At 73.2% G+C, this 20,403-nt stretch carries 15 protein-coding genes and 1 pseudogene; 6 read left to right on the forward strand and 10 right to left on the reverse strand.

The window, feature by feature from the left end:
* The first annotated feature begins 1 nt into the window (after position 1).
* Positions 2–565 carry a hypothetical protein gene (locus tag KUM49_RS11815; RefSeq protein WP_217236718.1) on the forward strand — a complete coding sequence of 188 codons (564 nt, stop codon included), beginning with the start codon at positions 2–4 and terminating at the stop codon, positions 563–565.
* A 10-nt stretch (positions 566–575) separates the two neighbouring features.
* Positions 576–1,842: pseudogene (gene mgt, locus KUM49_RS11820) on the forward strand (macrolide-inactivating glycosyltransferase).
* A gap of 115 nt (positions 1,843–1,957) precedes the next feature.
* Here mgt and KUM49_RS11825 read toward each other — a convergent pair.
* Positions 1,958–4,207, reverse strand: coding sequence for an MMPL family transporter (locus tag KUM49_RS11825; RefSeq protein ID WP_217236720.1), 2,250 nt, complete (start codon positions 4,205–4,207; stop codon positions 1,958–1,960).
* A 247-nt stretch (positions 4,208–4,454) separates the two neighbouring features.
* On the opposite strand from KUM49_RS11825, the gene KUM49_RS11830 reads away from it, so the two are divergent.
* Positions 4,455–5,012: a DUF1697 domain-containing protein gene (locus KUM49_RS11830; RefSeq protein ID WP_217236721.1), complete on the forward strand. Its 558-nt coding sequence runs from the start codon at positions 4,455–4,457 to the stop codon at positions 5,010–5,012.
* Here KUM49_RS11830 and KUM49_RS11835 read toward each other — a convergent pair.
* Positions 4,975–5,856: a transglutaminase-like domain-containing protein gene (locus tag KUM49_RS11835; protein WP_217236722.1), complete on the reverse strand. Its 882-nt coding sequence runs from the start codon at positions 5,854–5,856 to the stop codon at positions 4,975–4,977. The genes KUM49_RS11830 and KUM49_RS11835 overlap by 38 nt on opposite strands.
* 105 nt (positions 5,857–5,961) lie before the next feature.
* On the opposite strand from KUM49_RS11835, the gene KUM49_RS11840 reads away from it, so the two are divergent.
* The 3 genes from KUM49_RS11840 to KUM49_RS11850 all read left to right on the forward strand — a co-directional run bounded on the left by KUM49_RS11840 (position 5,962) and on the right by KUM49_RS11850 (position 8,566).
* Positions 5,962–6,600: a TIGR03086 family metal-binding protein gene (locus KUM49_RS11840; protein ID WP_217236723.1), complete on the forward strand. Its 639-nt coding sequence runs from the start codon at positions 5,962–5,964 to the stop codon at positions 6,598–6,600.
* 167 nt (positions 6,601–6,767) lie between these two features.
* The gene (locus tag KUM49_RS11845; RefSeq protein WP_308406603.1) at positions 6,768–8,219 is read left to right on the forward strand and encodes a hypothetical protein; all 1,452 of its coding nucleotides are present in this window, start codon (positions 6,768–6,770) and stop codon (positions 8,217–8,219) included.
* Between the two features lie 23 nt (positions 8,220–8,242).
* A complete protein-coding gene (locus tag KUM49_RS11850) occupies positions 8,243–8,566 on the forward strand; it encodes a hypothetical protein (protein WP_217236724.1) in 324 nt (107 codons plus the stop codon).
* A 47-nt stretch (positions 8,567–8,613) separates the two neighbouring features.
* Here KUM49_RS11850 and KUM49_RS11855 read toward each other — a convergent pair whose 3' ends face one another.
* The 8 genes from KUM49_RS11855 to KUM49_RS11890 all read right to left on the reverse strand — a co-directional run bounded on the left by KUM49_RS11855 (position 8,614) and on the right by KUM49_RS11890 (position 20,390).
* Positions 8,614–9,951, reverse strand: coding sequence for a protein kinase (locus tag KUM49_RS11855; protein ID WP_217236725.1), 1,338 nt, complete (start codon positions 9,949–9,951; stop codon positions 8,614–8,616).
* Positions 9,952–10,848 (reverse strand): protein phosphatase 2C domain-containing protein, encoded by an 897-nt coding sequence (locus tag KUM49_RS11860; RefSeq protein WP_217236726.1) that lies wholly within the window; start codon positions 10,846–10,848, stop codon positions 9,952–9,954.
* On the reverse strand, positions 10,842–11,504 hold the full coding sequence (locus KUM49_RS11865) for a tellurium resistance protein (protein WP_217236814.1): 663 nt from the start codon (positions 11,502–11,504) through the stop codon (positions 10,842–10,844). The genes KUM49_RS11860 and KUM49_RS11865 overlap by 7 nt, the downstream gene beginning before the upstream one ends.
* A gap of 169 nt (positions 11,505–11,673) precedes the next feature.
* Positions 11,674–13,317 carry a hypothetical protein gene (locus tag KUM49_RS11870; protein WP_217236727.1) on the reverse strand — a complete coding sequence of 548 codons (1,644 nt, stop codon included), beginning with the start codon at positions 13,315–13,317 and terminating at the stop codon, positions 11,674–11,676.
* On the reverse strand, positions 13,314–16,058 hold the full coding sequence (locus KUM49_RS11875; RefSeq protein ID WP_217236728.1) for a GTPase-associated protein 1-related protein: 2,745 nt from the start codon (positions 16,056–16,058) through the stop codon (positions 13,314–13,316). The genes KUM49_RS11870 and KUM49_RS11875 overlap by 4 nt, the downstream gene beginning before the upstream one ends.
* Positions 16,055–17,311 carry a hypothetical protein gene (locus KUM49_RS11880; protein WP_217236729.1) on the reverse strand — a complete coding sequence of 419 codons (1,257 nt, stop codon included), beginning with the start codon at positions 17,309–17,311 and terminating at the stop codon, positions 16,055–16,057. Before KUM49_RS11880 ends, KUM49_RS11875 begins: the two co-directional genes overlap by 4 nt.
* 3 nt (positions 17,312–17,314) lie before the next feature.
* Positions 17,315–19,534: a hypothetical protein gene (locus KUM49_RS11885; RefSeq protein ID WP_217236730.1), complete on the reverse strand. Its 2,220-nt coding sequence runs from the start codon at positions 19,532–19,534 to the stop codon at positions 17,315–17,317.
* Positions 19,535–19,649: 115 nt separating this feature from the next.
* Entirely contained in the window at positions 19,650–20,390 is a 741-nt protein-coding gene (locus KUM49_RS11890) for a sirohydrochlorin chelatase (RefSeq protein ID WP_217236815.1), read from the reverse strand.
* Positions 20,391–20,403: the final 13 nt, after the last annotated feature.

Raw genomic sequence — 20,403 nt, forward strand, 5'->3', positions numbered from 1 at the left:
CGTGGTGCGCCGAGCCGTGCTCCTGGCCGTTCCCGCGCTGTGCGCGCTCGCCTCCTGTGGCATCCCCACGACCGGCGTGGTGGAGGCGGGCGGGCCGGCCGGCGGGGTGGTGCCGACGATCCGGGTCTACTTCGTGGCGGACGACACCTTGGTCGCGATCCCCCGCAGGACGGCCGCGCCGGTGGACGTCGAGTCGGCGATGGAGGTGCTGTTCCAGGGCCCGACCGGCTCGGAACGTGCCAAGCGCCTGGCCACGCTGCTGCCGCGGCCGGGGCTCTTGCCGACGGCCGTTCCGGCGCCCTCGGCAACCGACGGCGCCTTGGAGGCGCCGCGGGAGGCTGTCGCGGCTGACCTGGTCGAGGTGGTGGCGCGGGGCGACCGCGTGTCGATCGAACTGTCCCCGGCCGTGGGGGAGTTGCCCGGCCTCGCGGTGGACCAGCTGGTCTGTACGGCCCTCGGGGCGCAGCGCGTCGCCGTCCCAGGGGCCGAACCGTTGCCGGTGACCGTCACGGGCCCGGACGGCCGGCCCGCCAAGGGGACCGGTGCGAGCTGTTCCGACGGCTGATCGAGGCGGCATCTCGGGAAACACATTGCACGAGACGTCTCGTCTCGCATACGGTCGTCGACATGACCAGTCGCCCCGCGCACATCGCCATGTTCTCCATCGCCGCCCACGGCCACGTGAACCCGAGCCTCGAAGTGATCCGCGAGCTCGTGGCGCGCGGACACCGGGTCACGTACGCGATTCCGCCCCTGTTCGCCGAGAAGGTCGCCGAGACCGGTGCCGAGGTGAAGCCCTGGAACTCGACCCTGCCCGGGCCCGACGACGACCCGGAAGCCTGGGGCACCACCCTCCTGGACAACGTGGAGCCGTTCCTGGCCGACGCGATCCAGGCGCTGCCGCAGCTGATCGAGGCATACGAGACGAACGCGGCCGACGTGCCGGACCTCGTGCTCCACGACATCACCTCCTACCCGGCCCGCGTCCTCGCCCACCGCTGGGGCGTCCCCGCGGTCTCCCTGTCGCCGAACCTCGTCGCCTGGGAGGGCTACGAGGAGGAGGTCGCCGAGCCGATGTGGGCGGAGCCGAAGAAGACCGAGCGCGGGCAGGCCTACTACGCCCGCTTCCACGCCTGGCTGGAGGAGAACGGCATCACCCGGCATCCCGATGACTTCGCGGGGCGCCCCGACCGCTCCCTCGTGCTGATCCCCAAGGCGCTCCAGCCGAACGCCGACCGGGTCGACGAGACCGTCCACACCTTTGTCGGCGCCTGCCAGGGCGACCGTACGGCCCAGGGCGACTGGCAGCGGCCGGCCGGCGCCGAGAAGGTCGTCCTGGTCTCCCTCGGGTCCTCCTTCACCAAGCAGCCGGACTTCTACCGGGAGTGCGTCAAGGCCTTCGGCGAGCTCCCCGGCTGGCACCTGGTGCTGCAGGTCGGCAAGCACGTGACCGCGGCCGAGCTGGGGGACGTCCCCGAGAACGTCGAAGTGCACTCCTGGGTACCGCAGTTGGCGATCCTCAGGCAGGCCGACCTGTTCGTCACACACGCCGGCGCGGGCGGCAGCCAGGAGGGCCTGGCCACGGCCACACCGATGATCGCCGTACCGCAGGCCGTGGACCAGTTCGGCAACGCGGACATGCTCCAGGCCCTCGGGGTGGCCCGCCGCCTCGACACCGAGGAGGCGACCGCCGCGGCGCTGCGGGAGGCCGCCCTCGCGCTCGTCGACGACCCCGAGGCCGCCCGCCGGCTGAAGGACACCCAGGCGGAGATGGCGAGGGAGGGCGGCACGCGCCGGGCGGCCGATCTGATCGAGGCGGAACTGCCCGCACGGCAGGCGTAGAACGGAGGACAACGAGCACAGAAGAGGGCCCGTTGGCTCCCCGGCAGCCAACGGGCCCTCAGTCCAGAGGGGTTCAGAGCCCAGTCACAAGGGTTCAACCCCAGTCACACGGGGGTCAGACCCCCAGCCGCTCACCCTCGTCGTCCCGCACCACGGGCCGCTCCACGGCCTCGGCCGACTCGTCGTGGGTGAGGTCGGGCAGCCGGTGCAGCCACTTCGGCAGGTACCAGTTGCGCTCGCCGAGCAGGGCCATCACCGCCGGGAGCAGCACGCCCCGGATGATCGTCGCGTCGATCAGCACCGCGGCCGCGAGACCCACGCCCATCTGCTTCATGGACTGCATGGACAGCGTGCCGAAGATCGCGAACACCGCGACCATGATGACCGCGGCACTGGTGACGACACCCGCCGTGGTGACCACGCCGTGCTGGATCGCGTCCTTCGTCGTACGGCCCCGCAGCCGCGCCTCGCGGATCCGCGAGACCACGAACACGTGGTAGTCCATCGACAGGCCGAACAGGATCACGAAGAGGAACAGCGGCAGCCAGGTGATGATGGCGCCGACGCCCTCCGCGCCCACCAGGGACGCGCCCCAGCCGTGCTGGAAGACCCCGACGAGGATGCCGTACGCGGCGCCCACCGACAGCAGGTTCAGCACGATCGAGGTGATCGCGATGGTCAGCGAGCGGAACGACAGCAGCATCAGCGCGAAGGCGAAGACCACCACGAAGGCGAAGACCGGGACGACGGCTCCGGCCAGCTGGTCGTTGAAGTCCTTCGACCCGGCGACCTGCCCGGTGACCGGCGCCTGCACACCGTCGACCTTGCCGAGCGTGGCCGGACGCACCTCGTCGCGCAGCGTGTCCAGGCTCTCGCCCGCCTTGTCGAGGTCGGAGCCGCCGACCAGCGGGACGTACACGAAGGCGATGTTCTGCTGGTCGTGCAGCTTGATCTCGACCGGGCCGCGCGAGGCGCCCGAGGCGACCGCCTGGGCCTTGAAGGCGGCCAGCGCGTCCCGCACCGCGGGAGCGTTGATGTCATCGGCCTTGACGACGACCTCGGCCGGCTCGGAGCCGCCCGGGAACGCCTCGTTGACCCGGTTGTACGTCTGCACGATGGGCAGCGAGTCGCCGAACTCCTGGTCCAGCGTGAGGTTCTGGGTCTTCATGCCGACCGCGGGCGCCGCGATCGCCAGGAGTGCGCCGGCCGCCACCACGGCGGAGATGACGGGCCGGGCGAGCACGCCCTTCAGGACGGCCGTCCAGAACCGGCTGTCGCTGCTGCCACCCGTGCGACGGCGGCGCAGGAACGGGATGCGGCCCTTCTCGACCCGCCCGCCCAGCAGGGACAGCAGCGCGGGCAGCACGGTCACGGAACCGACCATGGCCACGGCAACCACCATCAGCGAGGCCAGGCCCATCGCCTCGAACTCGGCGAGCCCGGTGAACAGCATGCCCGCCATCGCCACGCACACCGTGACACCCGAGACGATGATGGCGCGGCCGCTGGTCGCGGCGGCGATCCTCAGGGCCGTCTGGGCGTCGTGTCCGGCCTCCCGCTCCTCGCGCTCGCGGCGCAGGTAGAACAGGCAGTAGTCGACGCCGACGGCCAGTCCGACCAGGAGCATCACCGAGTTGGCGGTGTCGCTCATCGGCATCACATGGCTGACGACGCCCATCAGGCCCATCGTCGCCATGATCGCGGTGACCGCCAGCGCCACCGGCAGCAGCGCGGCCACCAGCGCGCCGAACGCGATCAGCAGAATGCCGAGGGCCACCGGCACCGCGGAGTACTCGGCCTTCTTGAAGTCGTCCCCGAAGGCGTCGTCGAACGTCTTCATCATGCTGGCGCCGCCGATCTCCTCGATCCGCAGCGACCCGTGGTCCTTCTGAACCCCCTCGACGGCCTTCAGCACCGGCTCGACCCGCTCGCCCGCGGTCTCCGCGTCGCCGCGCATGTCGAACTGCACCAGCGCGCTGCGGCCGTCCTTCGAGATCGTGTCCGTGTCGTACGGCGACGTCACGTCGGTGACCTCGCCGGTCTTCTCGACCGCCTGGACGACCGCGGTGACGGCGGCCCTGAACTCGGCGTCCGTGGCCTTGACGCCGCCGTCCTTCGCCTGGATCAGTACGCTCTCGCCGGCCGGTTCGTCGATGCCGGCGTCCTCGATGATCTTGGCGGCGGTGTGTGTCTCCCCCTTCAGCTGGTCGCTGTCCTTGACGTCGACCCGGCCGGCCGCCGAACCGAGCCCCATCGCCAGGACCACGAACAGCACCCAGATGCCGACGGCAGCCCATCGGTGTCGGGCACTCCAGCCGCCGGCCCGGGCGGCCAGTCCCCGTACCCGTGTATCTCCGTTCCCCATGATGGGCTTGCCCCCTCGTGAGCGGTGGCAGCCCCCTGCCGCCACCTTTCCTTTCGAAGGTATGGGCCGAATAAAGCCATCTCCTCGTGCTGTCCGGTGAGGTGCGGCGGGGCGGAGTCATCCCCCCGGACCCCGGCCCTCCCCACTGGGGAGGACAGTGGTCCCTTACATCTACCGGGATGCCCGGTCCGTCGGGGCAGGGCCCCGGCGCCCGAGCGGGGCACGTCGGCCGCTTTATGGTGTGCGGATGACGACGACGTATGCGGCGCTGCTGCGCGGGATCAACGTGGGTGGCGCCAAGAAGGTCCCGATGGCCGACCTGCGCACCCTGATGGAGGGCCTCGGCCACGAGGGCGTCCGCACCTACCTGCAGAGCGGCCAGGCCGTGTTCGCGAGCGGCCACGGCGACCAGGACTCCCTCGCCGCGGAGCTCGCCGGGGCGATCGAGAAGCGCTTCGGCTTCGCCGTGGACGTGATCGTGCGTGACCACGCCTATCTGCAGGCCGTCGCCGACGCCTGCCCGTTCCCGGCCGCCGAGCTGGAGGCCAAGCAGCTCCACGTCACCTACTTCTCCGCGCCGGTCGACGCGGAACGCTTCGCGGAGATCGACAAGGCCGCCTACCTGCCCGAGGAATTCAGGCTCGGCGACCGCGCCCTGTACCTGTACGCCCCGAACGGCCTGGGCCGCTCCAAGCTCGCCGAGCACCTGTCGAAGCCCCGGCTGAGCAGGGGCCTGATCGCCACCAGCCGCAACTGGAACACCGTCGTCAAGCTCGTGGAGATGACACGGCCCTCCGGAGACTGACCGTCCGCAGATCGCGGTAGCCGGAGCGCGCGGTGTACGACATGACCTCGTCCGGCACCGCGAGCCGCGGATCCCGGTACAGCCGTCGGAAGTCGTCGTCCGTACGGGCCGCGGCGACCGCGTCCACCAGAGCGAGGTCGTCCTCGGTGAGCCCCGCGTCGCCGCGGACCACCCGGCCCCACACGTCCCAGGGCAGCAGCTCCACGCCGTTGACGGCGGCCAGGTCCAGCAACACGTTGGTGCGGATGTACCACAGGCCGTCGAGGTCGCCGTGGAACCAGACCCCGAACGTCCTCGGATCGGCCCCGCCCTCCCGGCACGCCCGCCACGCGTCCCCGGCCACCAGGAACCGGTCCCTCGGCACGTCCAGCGGGTCGACGCTGAGCTCGTGGGCCGGGTGCAGCACCTGCGCGTCGATCAGCCGCCAACTCCCGTCCGGGAGACGGTACTCGGTGACCCAGTGGTCGTCGTGGTAGCCCTCCACGAAGTACCCGGCGAAACCGCAGCGGATCCGGGCCGCCGTACCCGTGGCCCGCAGCAGCGCGCACAGCAGCAGCGAGAAGTCCCGGCAGGTGCCCGCGAACCGCTCGTCGTACGGCCGTTTCACGGTCAGCGGCCCGTCCCGGCGCTCACGCACGATCCGCAGGATCTCGCAGACGTACCGCGACTGGGGGTCGTCGAGCTGCCGGTCCTCGGGAATCGGGTGACCGAGGCGGACGCTCTCCCCCCGATGGATGATCAAATCCCTCACCAGATGGGCGAGTTCGGCCGGATCGCGGGGCAGGCCATCGAGGTCCAGACCGCCGGGATCGCTGTACGGCGTCTGCTTCAGGTGGAAGTCCATGCCCGGGACCCTCGGCCTTGCCCCTGGGGCAGGGTCAACCCGGCCACTGGACGCCTGTCGCGTTTGTTCAAGAGACCTCGCCGCGCCCTCCCTAGCGTGAGACACATGAACAAGGACGACCTGTATCCGTACCTGACGGAGTGCGCCGCCGAGGCGGCCCGCGTGGCCCGCGGCGTGACGGCGGCACAGCTCGACGACCCCACCCTCCCCCACTCTCGGCTTCGCTCGAGCGGGGGGACCCCCACCCCGGACTGGGACGTCCGCGCCCTGGTCAACCACTGGGTCCTCTACACCTCCCACGGCCTGGAACACCGCGCCCGGCGCGAACAGCTCCCCGAGGCACTGACCACCCGTGACTTCACCGCCGACCCCCACTGGGCCCAGGCGTACGCCGCCCAGCTGGACCGCGCGGTCGCCGCCTGGGCGGACGCCGCGGTGTGGGAGGGCGAGGTGGACCTGGGCATGGGGACGATGCCCGCCCCCGAACTCGTCTCGCTGATCATCAAGGAGACGGCGGTGCACGGCTGGGACGTCGCGACGGCCACCGGCCAGGAGTTCCACGTCTCGCCGGGCGCGGCCCGGCTGATCCTGGACGTCGTCGTCACCCACGGGGACCTCTACCGGCAGTACGACGGCTTCGCCGACGTCGTGACGGTGCCGGACGACGCGCCCGTGTTCGAGCGGGCACTCGCGGCGAGCGGCCGGGACCCGCGACAGCGTGCGCTGGGCCCGGCGGGCGGCTGAGCCCTCCCGTCACCGCCACGACCGGTCTCCGCCGGACGACTCGCACGAACTCCGGGACAAGCGACGCCCGTTGTCCCTAGGGTGAAGCGCGCGAGATCGTGGGGGAAGGGCAGGTCACCGTGGTGGGCAGAGCGTTACCGTCGTTGCCCCAGTACCGCAAGGACGGGGTGACACGACGCCTGTGCGCGTCGGTCCATCTCGACGAGGATTTCGCCCGCAGGGTGAACCGCGACCTCACCGGGGACCGGCTGGACGCCATGGGCCTGACCCTCGGCATCAACTTCGTGGCGCTCGCCCGGCACGCGCGCGCAGCCGTGGCACGCCGCGAGGCGCTGGACGGCCAACTGGCCTGGCTCGGCGTGGCCCTGTTGGTGTCGCTGCTGACCGCCCTGTGGGGGCTGGGCAGCGGCCTCGGTTCGGTCGCACTGGTGGGGGTCTACGGCCCGGTCGTCGTCCTGGCGGCTTCGTGGTGGCTGGTCCACCGGACGGAGGCGCAGGCCCGCGAGGCGGCCCAGAACGTGCTCCGCAATTCCGACAAGGTCGAGAAGCTGGTACCGCCGGTCGAACCGGACGCGGAGGCCTGGCTGCACGACCTCAAACGGGCCAACGTCCTGCCGTACGCCGACGCGGCGGCCCGGACCACCCCGTTCGTCGGCAGCGGCAGCAAGATCAAGGAAGTGGTCTGGCAGCCCATCGACGTCAGCAGGCCCGCCGACGGGCCCGGCGGCGCAAAGCTCCCGCTGCTCCCCTTCGACGCCGTCGACCTCCACACCTACGTGGCCCGCCAGATGGAGGGCATCTCCGGCCTGGACGGGCTGCGGGCCAGAAACCGGCTCTACGTCCTCGGCAGCAACGCCTACCTGCTGCCGGAGCTGCTGCCCGAGCGGACCGCGCGCCCGCGCGCCCAGATCCCCAAGCAGTTCGTGCAGGCCGGCCTGCTCAGCCCGGGCGCGGGCATGCGGACGCACCTGTGCCTGGAGCGGGTCGGTGAAGGCGGCCGGCTGATCGTCTCCATGTACCTGCGGGCGATCCTGCACCCGCCCAGCCTCACCTGGGAGGTCGCCGCCTACGCGATCCCGCCGCTGAGCGGCCGCTTCTACCGGGTGGACAGGCTGCCCTCGGCCCCCTTCGAACGCTGGCGGAGCCTGGTCTCGCACGCCACCTCGCGCACCTGGCCGGAGCTGCGGGGCGCGTGGGGCCGCCGCCGTGAGCGGAACCGGCAGCGCCGGAACACCGAGCGGAACCTGACGCGGCTGCGGCGGGACATCACGGAGCAGAACCTCCTCGTCGACTGCGGTGCCCACGGCAGCCTGCGCGAGGACATCGGCGACTGGGACCAGGCGGGATACGCGGAACGCATCGACGCGCAGGACTTCCTCTTCCGGCTCCAGCAGGGAGTGCTCGTCGCCACCGAACGCTTCCTGCAGGACCACAACGTCGACACCGGCTCCTTCGACAAGGCGCAGCAGATCATCAGCACGCAGACCTACAACATCTCCGGGGACATCACGGGCCCGAGCAACTTCGGAAACAACGGACAGATCAGCCTCAACGGGCAACAGGGGCAGGGTGGTCCGGGACATGGTGGCCACGGCCACGGCGGGTCGCCGCAGCCCTGAGCGAGTACGAACAGGAGCCACACATGGGCACGTACAACTTCCACGGCAACATCAGCGGGCCGTCCAACTTCGGCGACAACGGCCGTATCGAGATCAACCACGGGGCCGACGCGGCAGCCGTCCTGAAGGTGGCCGACCAACTCGTCGAGCGGCTGCGCGGCGAGTCCCCGTCACTCGTCGCCCAGGCGCAGGTCATCCAGGGTGAACTCGTGCAGGCCGGGCAGGAGGGCCGGGTCGCCGACCGCGGCCGTATCCGTGCGGCCCTGGAGACCATCGGTATCGGTGTCGCCGCCGGCAGCGGCAGCCTGGCCCTGGCCCAGGAACTGGCCCGCGCGCTGGGGCTGTGAGCGGTCGGCCGGAGGCGCGGTGAGCGGTCCGGCCGGCCGGCCCGCGGTCACTTCGCCCGTACCACCGCCCGGACCCCGCCCCCGAGGTCCAGTTCGAGGCCCGAGCGCAGCGGGACCGTCTGGCCCGGGTCGATCTGTTGGGGCGTGCCGTCCGAACGAGTGCTCGTCCAGGGCTCCTTGGAGTGGTTCCTGATGCCGAACCTGCCCGGCTTGGCAGGGTGTTCGACCAGTTCGGCGACCAGGGTGCCGTCGGAGCAGTCGTGCCGGGTCGGTTCCGGAAGCAGGTGGTGGGCCTGGACCCGCGCCGCCCGGCGCAGCCGGATGTGCCGCTCGGCGCGCGGCAAAGGCGTGGTCACCGTCAGCCGGGGCGGCAGCACCAGCTGCGCGCCGCACCCCCAGCAGGCGCGCGGCGGCGGGTTCTCGCCCGGCTCCGTCATGTTCTGACGGCCGCAGGACGCGCACTCGACCACGGAGTCCAGCACCGCCCGCAGCGCGTCGCGCCACTCGGACTCCCGCACCCGGGCCGCCGGGTCGTGCAGACCGACCGTGAAGCCACGCCGGAACAGGTCCTGCAACGCGCCCGCCGCCGCGCCCCAGGTGGCCAGCACCGTGGTGTGCTCCATCGGGTCCGGGGCGTTGGAGTCGTCCGCCGGATCGAAGACGAACAGCGGACTCCTGCCGTACAACTTGCGCTCCGCCGCCTCGTCGAGGCAGTGGATGCCCAGCTCCCGCCTGCCCTTCAGCGGGTGATGGTTCATCAGCAGCATGAACAGCAGCACGGCCAGCGAGTGCAGATCGGACTGGGTGCCCGGCCGCGCCCCCGGGTCGCCGCGCACCAGTTCCGGGGCCATGAACTCCATCGTCCCCGAGATGCCGCTGGCAGCCCCCTCCACGACCGCGTTGTCGTTGTCGCACACCAGGACGTCACCGGTGGCCGGGTCGAAGAAGATGTTGCCCCAGGAGATGTCCCGGTAGGCGATCCCGCGCGAGTGCAGAGCCTGATACGCCTCCACGGTGTACAGGCACGCGGTCAGCAACGCCCCGGTGCTGGTGCGCAGCTGTCGCCTGAACAGGGCCGGCAGACCCTTGAAGCGCTCCGGGCGCAGCCCCATCAGGTATCCGAACGAGCCGCGGTGCGCCGGCACGTACGCCTCCGGCCACAGGAACCGGTCGTCGTCGAAGTCCCGCAGCACCAGATCCCGGACGATCGCCTCCTGATCGGGTGTCGCGCACGTCGGGTAGTACCACTTGAGGGCCTTCTCCCCGCTCGGCGTCCTGACCCGGTACACCTCACCCTGGCCGCCCGCGCCCAGCATGTCGACGACCTCGACCTCGTCGCCGTTCTCCGCGGTCAGGCGCATCCCGCTGTCGAGCATGCCGCTCATCTATGTCTCCGTCTTCCGTTCCGATTCCGTCAGCGGGGTTTCCGCCTCCGCGGGCAGGATCCCCGCGGGACGCAGCGCCGCCGCCAGGGTCGTGTCGTCCCCCGAGTACCGCGAGGCCTGGCGCAGCCAGCCCGGCAGCGCGGTCCGTACCTCCTCGCTGCCCTCCGTGGCCAGCCGGCCGTCCAGGCCGGTCACGAACTCCCGGTAGCCGTCGGCCGCCGCGAAGCTCTTCGACAGCCCGTCCGTCGACAGCACCACCAGGCGCGGAGTACGCGCCTCGTCGAACACCGGCGCCCAGTGCATCCGCATGGCCCGCCAGGCCTCCCGGCCGCACAGCGACTCCGTCTCGTCGCCCAGGTCCTCCTCCACGGGCGCCAGCGGCCGGCGCACGGTGCCGTCGTGCTCGACCACCGCGAGATCCCCGTCGCCGAGCTGCCACGCGACGTGCAGCCACGGCGTCAGCACGGCACCGATCAGCGTCGAGCCGTACAACAGCAGCTTGTCGTCCGGCGTGGGCTCCCGTGCGCTGTCGTCGGCCACCGGGCGGTGCCGCGCCCAGTGGCCCAGCGCCGCCTGGCGCCAGTCGTGCACCAGGGCGCGCGGGAAGTCGTCCCGGGCGTAGGTCATCAGCCGTGCCAGGCGCCCGGGTTCATGGCAGTCGCGGGCCGCCCGGCCGAACCCGGCCGCGAGCGCGACGAAGCGGTCCACGGCGAACCGGGCGCCGAGTTCGCTGCGGGAGTGCGCGGCCGAGCCGTGCCCGTCGGCCACCGCGAGGACCAGCGGGTCGTCCGCGGAACCGGCGCCCTCGCAGGCGTGCCAGTCCTGGTTGCACCGCTTGCCGACCCCCTGGACGCTGTCTCCCAGGGTCTCCCAGCGCCGTACCCGGAGCGTCACCACACGTCGTCGTCATCGTCGTCGTCCAGGACCGGCGGGGCGTACGGCTGCTTGGCCGCCGTGTCCGCCGAGCCCGCCACGGGCTGCGAGGCCGCCTTCACCGCCGCTGTGGAGGCCCACCGGATGGCCGCCGCCAGCTGCTTGGGGCTGTTGGCGTCCAGCGGCTGGAGCTCGGGATTGGCGAGGAACTCCTGCAGCACGCCACGGTCGGCGTCCGTGCCGATCGCGATGGCCACCCGCACCGCCTTGCGCCCCCACGGCGTCGCGTCTATCGCCTTCAGGCCCGCCTTCCAGTCGTCGGTGGGCACACCGTCCGACACCAGCGCCAGCACCGGCTTGAGCGCGCGCTCCGGCATCGGCGGGCTCTGCAGCTCCCGCGAGACCAGGGTCAGCGCCTCGCCGAGGTTGGTCATGCCGTCGACCTCGACGTCCTGCCAGGTGAAGTCGTCGACCGGGACCGGTGTCTGGTGGTGCCACCGGGCCGTGGTGGAGAAGGTGACGGTGCGCAGCAGCAGCTGGGCGGCAGGGTTGTCGTGCGCCACCGACCGCATCTCCGGAACGGCCTCCCTGATCGCGTAGTTGAGCCGGGCGATCTTCTCGCCCTGCATCGAGTACGAGCAGTCGAGCAGCCAGATGAAGTGGACCGGCCGGTTGGCCATGGGCCCGCCGGGAATGTCGCTCACTCGATGTCCTTTCCTGGTGAGGGATGGGTTCAGGGCAGCAGCAGCCGCACGGCGTACGCCGCGGCTCCGGCCGCCAGGACGAGGGAGGCGACGAACAGGCCCGCCGTCATCCGCCGTCCGCGTCCGATGGGTGGTGTCACCTTGGTCATGCGGGGCTGTACCTCTTCTCGCGGTCCTGGCCGGGGCGCAGCCTCAGCCGGCGTTCCCGGCCGCCCCCGTCGCCGCCCGGTCCGGCCAGTGCGCCGGTCCGCAGGCCCGAGGCCGCGAGCAGCCACAGCAGCGGTTCGGCGGCCCGGCGCTGCTCGCTCTCCAGCGGGCCGGTCCCGGTGGCGGCATGGGCACTGACGGCCCAGTAGCGGGCCGCCCGGAAGTCGTGACCGAGGGCCCGCACCAGACCGCCGAGGCCGATCTCCTCGAGCCAGGTGTCGATCCGCGCGCCGGGCACCGGCAGTGAGACCAACTGGTCGAGGACGTCCCGCTTGGTGACGACCGTGGCCACGGACAGCCGCGCACGGCGCCCGGTCAGCGCGGCGAGCTCGCCGGTCAGCCTCTGGTACGTGTCCCACGGGCCCTGAGCCGAGGGGCGGGCCGCTCCTGCCCGTGCCGCGTCGTCCGGGCCGAGCCGGCCCCGCACCTTCGGGTCGGCCAGGACGTCCGCGACCAGCAGCACGCCGTCCGCGTGCGCGAGGTACTGCTGGGCCCGCACCCGCTCGGCCTCGCTCACGGACTCGCCCATCGGGTCGTACAGATACAGCAGCCGGCGCCGCCGCCCGCGGGTCACGGTCAGCATCAGCGCACGCGGCTGTCCGCCGGTCGTGGCGTGCGCCCAACCGGTCCGGTTCAGCTCCTGCTTGAGGTCGGCGGCCGTGCGACGGTCGTCGTCGGAGGCGTACTCGACGGTGAGGTCCCCGCGCCGCGCCCAGGCGTGCAGTCCCTCCACCATGGCAGCCATCAGCATCGTCTTGCCGGAGGAGGTGCCGCCCACGAGCGGCGCGTGCACCACACGGGTGGTCCCGGCCGTCCCGGGCAGGTTCCGGTCGCAGTGCGGGCACAGCGCGGTGAGCCGTCCCCGGCCCGCGATCCGGGTGGTCGGCAGACGGTGCCCGCAGGTGCAGACGTGCCACAGCACGCCGTACCGCCCGGGCCGCAGCGAGCCGTGCTGCGCCGGGCAGTTCGGGCACCGGTGCACGGCCAGCGGGACGGGCCGGTAGCAGCCGGGGTAGGGGCACTTGACGCGGATGCCCCGGGCCAGCGCCCAGCCGCGCTCCACGCCCCGCAGTACGGGCACGGCCGCCGCGCAGCCCAGCCACACCAGGGCGAGCAGCAGCGCGAAGACCGCCAGCGCGGCACCGAGCAGGACGGAGGCGAGCAGGGCGCCCAGGAACGCGCCCACGACCGTACCGGGTGCCACGAACACGATCATCAGGAACCGGGTGAGCGGCACCTCGCCGGGCTTGCCGCCGGGGCGCCGGCCGTGGAACAGGTTCCGTGCGATGCGCTCCAGCCAGGGATCGGAGAACGCGGTCCAGACGACCCGCATCCCGTAGCCCGCGGCCGTCGAGGCGTCCACTCCCATCTGCCGCCACCAGTAGCCCAGGTGGGCGGGCTCGGCCGGTCCGACGAGCGGCACGCGCTGGTCGCCGAGGCCGGTCTGCCAGGGCCCCAGGGCACGCCAGACGGCATGGACGCCCATCCCCAGGAGCTGCCACAGCACATGGCCCAGGCAGACCGCGGCGGCGACGAGAGCGACCCAGCCGAGGAACGCGAACACCGGTGTCAGGGCGGTCATCGGCGGCCGCCCTCGGCCGGCGGTTCGACGTCCCCGGTCCAGCCGGGGGGCGGTTCCCCGCCCCGGCCGCGTCCGGACAGCCGCCCCGCGAGCCGGCCGAGCGCACCCGGCCGGTTCCAGGAGCGGAACGCGTCGAGCTTGCCCCGCCCGGCCTTACCCAGGGCCGTCTCGATCTCGGCGTGGTCCTCGGCGGGCAGTGCCCGCACGATCGGCCGCAGCACCTTCGTCAGCAGGGTGGTACGGGTCGCGTCCCACGACGGATGGGTACCGGGGTACGCGCTCCAGTCGCAGAAGCGGGCGGCCACGTACGCCGGAACGGTCCGCAGCCGGTCACCCACGCGGTCCGAGCGCCCCGCCCGCTCGTAGGCCGCGAGCATCGCGGGCTCGGCGGACCGGGCCAGCGAGTACACCTCGTTCTCGGGAGCCGTCCCGCTCAGGAGTCGCCGGGCGAGGGCCCGGTAGACCCGCTCGGTCACCGGATCGGGGACGGGCTCGGTCGCCGAGTCGCGCAGCGCCAGCACCCGGTCCACCCACTGTTCGCCCTCGCCCTCGGTGCCCAGCAGCCCCGCGAACTCGAGGAGCAGCAGGGCCGCCCGCTGCCCGGGGCGCAGTTCGGTGCTGAAGCAGCGCAACAGGTCGGTGGCGAGGTCCGGGACGCCGGGGTCGTCGGCGGGCGCGGCGAGGGCGGCCTCGATCAGCTGATCCCGGGTGCCGGCCGACCGGTGGATGTCGGAACCCAACTGGTTCAGCAGCAGGCTCGCCTCCTGGCCGGTCGGCAGCTCGTCGTCCCACACCAGGCGGAGCGCGGTGCGCAGCACGGTCGTGTCGGCGTGCGGCGAGACGCCTGCGGTCCGCAGGACGGCATGGAACCGCGCGAGCCGGTCGCTGCCCGGGCCGTCGTCCGCCCCGGACGCGGTGACGCACATCCGCAGATGCGGGGAGTGGGGGGCCGGCGCGACCGGGAGCTCCGATCCGGACAGCGTCCGGGCGACGGCCGGCGGATCGGCGGCGGCGAGCGCGTCGAGGGCGCCGAACAGGGCGATCCGCAGCGCCGGGTGGCCGTGCACGGCGTCGAGCAGGGCGGGTGGCGCGGGGACGGCCACGGTTCCGCGGCCGTCCGGGCGTTCCTCGTCGACCAGCCCCCGTGCGAGCCGTCCCGCGAGGTGCGGGAGCAGGTCCTGGCAGTCGACGTCGAGCAGATCGGCGACGTGCAGCAGGGCGAGCGGACGCCCGGCGGCCGGCTCCCCGGTGTCCGCGATGCCGGAGCGCAGTGCCGGCGCCAGGTCCCGGGCGAGGGCGGTCCTGGTCTGCGGGGTGAGCGACCCGCCGCCGAGCGCGGGCACGGGCCCTCGGCCGAGCACCGCCGAGGACAGCACCCGCGCGGCGAGCGGCGCGGACACGGTGGTCGGTACCTGCCCCTCGATGCGGGCCAACAAGGCGGCCAGCGCGCTCTGTTCGTCGTCAGCGGGATCGGGGACAGCGGCGTCGACGGTCGAGGCCGCTGCCGCGACCGACCGCGGGGCCCGCGCTGCCGCACCCGGGTGCGGCAGCGCGGCGGGTCGGGGCGGCGCGGAGGGGAACGGTGGCGTGGCGGGGGCCGGCGGCGCGGATCCCGGGCGGTGCGCGGCCGCCGTTTCACGGTGCGGCCCGTCAGCACGGTGCCGCAGGTCGTCCCGCCCATCCGCCCGATGTCGTACGTCGTCCCGCCCGTACCCGGCATCGCGAGGACGGACGGTGCCCGGCTCGGCGCCCGTGCCCGCGCACAGTCCCGCCACCAGCGCGGCCAGGTTTCCGTCGGCCGACGTGTCCGCGTGGGCGGTCGCCCAGCGGGCGGCGGTGGTGCGGGCGTCGCCGCGCAGGGCGATGCCGGCGGCCAGCGCGGCCACGGCGAGCCCGCCGAGGTCGTCTCCGGCGTCACGGAACAGGTCGGGCCGTCCGGCGCACCAGATGCGGGCGCACAGGTCGGCCCACACGTCCGTGACCGGCTGCGACGGCGGGCGCGCGGTGCAGTCGTGCACCCGGAAGCGGTGGTCGTGGGCCACCGACTCGGAGGACGGCAGCGCCCCCACGATCTGCTGGCGAGCCTGCTGCGGGCGGCGCGTGTACGTGGTGAAGGTCAGCCCGTGGGCCTGCTCGCGCGGCAGCACCGTGCAGGCGAGCGCGAGCCACTGGGCCACGTCGGCGCTGTCCTGCTCCACGAGCACGATCTGGCCCGCGTCCTGGCCCGTGGTCAGTGCCCGCAGATCGGCGAAGAACGGGGCGAGCCGGTCGGCCCGGGAGACCGCGAACGCGACCAGGCTCTCCGTGCGGAACATCCCGGACGGTTCGATGCGGTCGACGGGCTCGGGCCGGCCGCCCGGGGGAGTGGCGTCGGCCCAGCGCGGCGACTCCCACGCGGTGACGGGCAACGCCCCGTCCGGCAGCCGTGCTCCGGCCGGCAGATGAAAGGCGTGGGCGTGAAAGTTGCCCCAGCGCCCGCTGTAGTCGGCACCGGTGTAGACACTGCGGCTGAGCAGTCTGCCGCCGTCGGCGAGTTCGCTGAAAGTGAGAGCCTTGGGAAAGCTCTTGAGCTGTTCGGCGTCCGGCCGGGCGGGGAGGTCCCGTGGAGGCTCGTATCCGATCAGCTGTTCGGCCTCGCGCAGCAGCCCCTGCGGGACGCCGGCGCTGACCGCGGTGAACCGGAAGCCCGACCCGTCGGGACCGGGCGGGGCCGAGGTGTAGTGCAGCTGGGCGAGGCTCACTTGACTCGTTCCTTCCCGGCGGCGCGGACCGGCAGCAGCCCTCGGTGGGCCAGCAGCCACAGCAGCGGATCCTCGACCCGGACCGGCTGCGGACCCGACTTGGGCACGTCCGCGGGCGCGTCCGCGGGCGGCGGCGCACCGAGCGCCGACAGACCGAACAGCGACAACCGGGAGAAGTCCAACTCCAGTTGGCGCACCAGCGCGCCCGAGTCCCAGTCCGTCAGCAGGGACCGGATCTCCTCGTGCACGGCGAGCCGGTCGTCTTCGTCGAAGGTGCCCTGCGGGTGCGATGCGTTGCGCAGCAGCGGCGAGTGCGGGTCGAGCAGGGACTTGAGCATGTCCGACTTGGTGACCGCCACGGCGATCGGCGTGCTCACCCGGCCCCGCGACCCGCCCTTGCCGTGCGCGCGCAGCTGAGCCGCGAGATCGGCGGCGATCTGCTGCGGCGGCGTCTCCACCATCGGCAGCGGCGGTCCGTCGTGGACCGGCAGCCGGTCGCGCACGGAGCCGAGTTGCAGCGGATCGACGAGCAGGACGATGCCGTCGGCCGCGCTGAGGTAGCGGGTGTAGCGGTCCATGGCCTCGGCACCCGCGAGGTCCTCGCCGGCCGCGTCGAAGAACACCAGCGTGGTGTGCCGGGTGCCGTTGCCCAGGCGGCCGCTCCGGGGCACGCTGAGCCGGTACAGGAGCGGGTCGTTGAAGCCGAGCGCCGCCGGCCGGGTGGCGTCGGGCAGCCGAAGCCGCTCGTACAGGTCCTCGGCCATCTCCCGGTCCCGCTGCTGGGTACTCTGCCCCATGGCCGCCAGGGAGGCCCCGTAGGCCTGGCCCACCCGCTGGTTCAACTCGTTGACCAGGACCGAGACGTAGGTGCTCTTGCCGGAGGCCTTCGGCCCGACCAGGGCGATGATGCGGCTGTCCTGGTCGCAGTAGTCGCTCGGCAGGTCGCTGTGGCAGGAGCGGCAGACCCGGACCGGCGTGCTCACCCCGCAGCCGGGACACGGCACGCTGCTGCCCGCGGTGCCGCCGAGCAGTCCGGACCTGAGCGCGGCCACACCGCGCGCCGGAGTGAAGACGGGCCCGCGCATCCGGGCCGCCGGGGGCACGCCGGGGCCCATGAACCCCGCCCAGACGTCGTCGCGTTCGGGACCGCAGGGCATGCCCCCGCGGACACCGCTCGGGCTCATCAGACAGCGGTACGGCAGCTTGGCCGCGGACGAGCGGTCGAAGCAGTAGGGGCAGATGACGGTCGTCATGGATCAGCGCACCACCAGGGTCGCGGGGGACGGTTCTTCGAGTCGTACGGAGGCCGCGTGCTCGCCGAGCAGAAAGCCGCGCAGCGTGTACGGAGCCGGGCAGGGTGCGGCCGGCAGTTCCACCTCCACCGTGCCGAGGCGGACGAGGTCGGTGCCGGGGACGCGCAGCAGTGTGGTGCCGTCGGTCGCGTTGCGGGGCCGCAGTGTGCCGCTGCGGGCGACACACACGAACTCGGGGACGTCCGGACGGGTGCCTCCTGTTGCGGAGAGCGTGATCCGCAGCAAGGGCCGAGCCGGGCCGCGGCCGAGGCCGAGGAACCGGCGCGGCGGGCGCACGAGCAGGTATCCGACGGCCGTGTCCGGTGGCAGCAGCACCTCGGCGACGGGGGCCGGTACGACGACGGCGCCAGGCGTCCGGGCCGAGGCCGCCGCGCGGACGCGGACGCCGCCGGGGCCGACCGGCAGCCGTAGCCCGTTCCGCCGGTAGGCGTGCGCGGTGACGGTCCGGGTGCCGCCGGGTCCGGCCGGAGCGTCGGTGAGATCCTCCCAGGTGACGGTCAGCTGTCCGGCGCCGTCGGGCCAGTCGAGGCTCACCAGAGCCTGTCCGTCCGGCAGCCGCTGCGCGGTGAGCCCGGTGACATGCCCGAGCGCCTCGACGTCGGCCACGGGGCCGGCCAGCGCGCGCTCCCCGAGCACGGCCAAGGAGGCGACCCGGGCATGGGTTCCCGGCGGCGGACACAGCCCCCCGTCCTTCTCCGGCCAGTCCAGCCCGGCCGGCAGGTCGGCGGTGCGCAGCTCGGTGCCGGGCTCCGGGGCGTCGCCGGGCCATTCCACCAACCGGACGTCCGCGTCTCGCCCACCGGTCCAGTCGAAGCGGACGGACGCCTCCCCGGGGCGCACGGTGAGGGTGCGGACGGGGTCGGGCCAGGGATGCACGGTACGGGTGACGCGGATCCCCCGGGAGGAGACCAGGGCTCCCCCGGGAGCCTGGTACCGGCATGCGATCCGGAAGGTGTGGAGGCCGGCCGGCAGCCGGGTCGCGGTGAATCCGTCGGCGCCGGAGCTCACCTGCCCGCCCGCCTCGGAGGCCGGCCCAATGTGCTCGACCGTCACCTCGGCGGCGCCCGGCGGCCGCCGCCAGGAGCAGCCGACGCGCTCCGGACCGTCGGTGAGGACCGTCCCGGTCACCTCGGGGGCGACCAGTATCCGGTGCGAAACGAGCGGCGGGCCGTCCACGAGCCCGTCCCGCAGCGGCAGGGCGGCATAGCGCACCGAGGTGCCGAGCGCGGCGTTCTCGTCCCGTGCCGTGCCGCCCTGTGCGGTCACCTCGCGCACCCTTTGCGCGCCCTGTTCGGAGCGGTACAGACACACAAGCCGCCAGTCGCCGTCCGCCGGCCCCCAAGTGTCCCAGGACAACTCCACATGATGCGAGGCCAGTTCGGCGTGGAGTGGGGCCCGGCGCCCGGGACGGGGCCGGTGGACACGCACCAGGCCGCCCAGTGCCCGCCGGTCGTCCACCGCCTCCCGCAGCGCGCGCAACAGGTGGGTGCTCGCCGTTCCGGTGTCCCCGCGATCCTCGGCGTGGCGGGCCGCGAGCAGGGCCGCCTCGACGGCGGCAAGCCGGGCGGCCACAGTGGCGCGGAGCGCCCGGAGGTTCGGATCGCCGTCGTCCGCCGGCAGCCGGTCCAGCAGGGCGCGCACCTGGTGCAGCCGATGGTGCGCCCAGGCGTCGGCGACGGACTCGCCGGCACTGCGCTGTCGCGGGGTGAGGGTGGGGCGCAGCCGGGCGGCCGCCACCAGGCCGGCGACCTCGTCGGAATGGATCCCCAACTCCCGTGCCGCGCTGCGGCGTTCCGTTTCCGGACGGTCCTGGAGGAGGCATATCAGCTGGTACAGCAGAACCCTGCGCAGTGCCTGGGGGTCGCCGCGGTGCAGCCCGGCGAGCAGTTCCACGAAGGGTGCCGCCGACGCCGTGGAACGCGCCAGGTCCGCCAGCAGCGCGCTGTCCACCCGCTGCGGTCCGCGCCGTCCGGAGGACACGGACAGGCCGTCGAGGACGTGCAATCCGCCGCCCGGAGGCACCAGGGCATCGCCGAGGTGCCGTAACCCTGCCGCGTTCTGGGCTGCCACGAGCTCGGCGTAGGCGGGGACGAGAGGGCTCAGGGGTAGCCCGGAGAGCGCCCGCGGCAGCCCCAGATGATGCCCGAACTCACGACCCGCCACGTGTGCCGCTCTCCCCCGACTGGTTCTCCGAGGGACCATCCCAGCAGATACCGGGCCGTAAGGAGGGAACTTCTTCGGAATCCGCGCAGCTCGGACCGGTCAGGAAAACCGCACGTCAGGCCCCGATCGCCGCCCGCAGCGGCACCCGCGCCCCCTCGTACCGGGCCAGCAGCACCCGCGCCACCTCCGGCGCCGGGCCGAGCACGTCGGCCAGTACGTCCGCCTCGGCCGCGCCCCGCGCGATGCGGTCCGGGAGGAAGCCGGGGGCCAGGACGTAGGGGGCGACGGCGACCTTCGCGCAGCCCAGGGCCCGCAGCTCCCGCACCGCGTCCTCGGTGCGGGGGAGTGCAGCGGAGGCGAACGCAGGCCGCACGGCGCACCAACCGGTGTGCCGCCACTCCCGCGCGATTGCTGCGATCACTGCGATCGCCTCCGGGTCGGTGGACCCCGCCGAGGCCAGGACGACCCCGGTCGAGGACTTGTCGGCGGGCGTCAACCCCGCCTCGTACAGGCGCCGTTCCAGCGCCGACAGCAGCAGCGGGGACGGGCCGAGGACGTCCGCCTGCCGGATCCGCAGCTGCGGCGGAGCGTCCCGCAGGACCGCCGGGATGTCCGCCTTCGCGTGGAACGCGCGCGTCAGCAGAAGCGGGAGGGCCACGACGTCACGGACGCCCTCCGCCGCCAGGGACTCCAGGACCCCTTGCGCGGACGGGACGTTGAAGTCCAGGAAGCCGGTCTCCACCCGCACGTCGGGGCGCAGCGCGCGCACCCGCCGTACGAGGGCGTGCACCGTAGCGGCGTGCCGCGGGTCGCGGCTGCCGTGGGCGATGACGAGGAGGACCGGCTTCCTGAACATGGTGTACATGGGG

The organism is Streptomyces sp. AC555_RSS877 (genome assembly GCF_019049245.1).
Classification (GTDB): Bacteria; Actinomycetota; Actinomycetes; order Streptomycetales; family Streptomycetaceae; genus Streptomyces.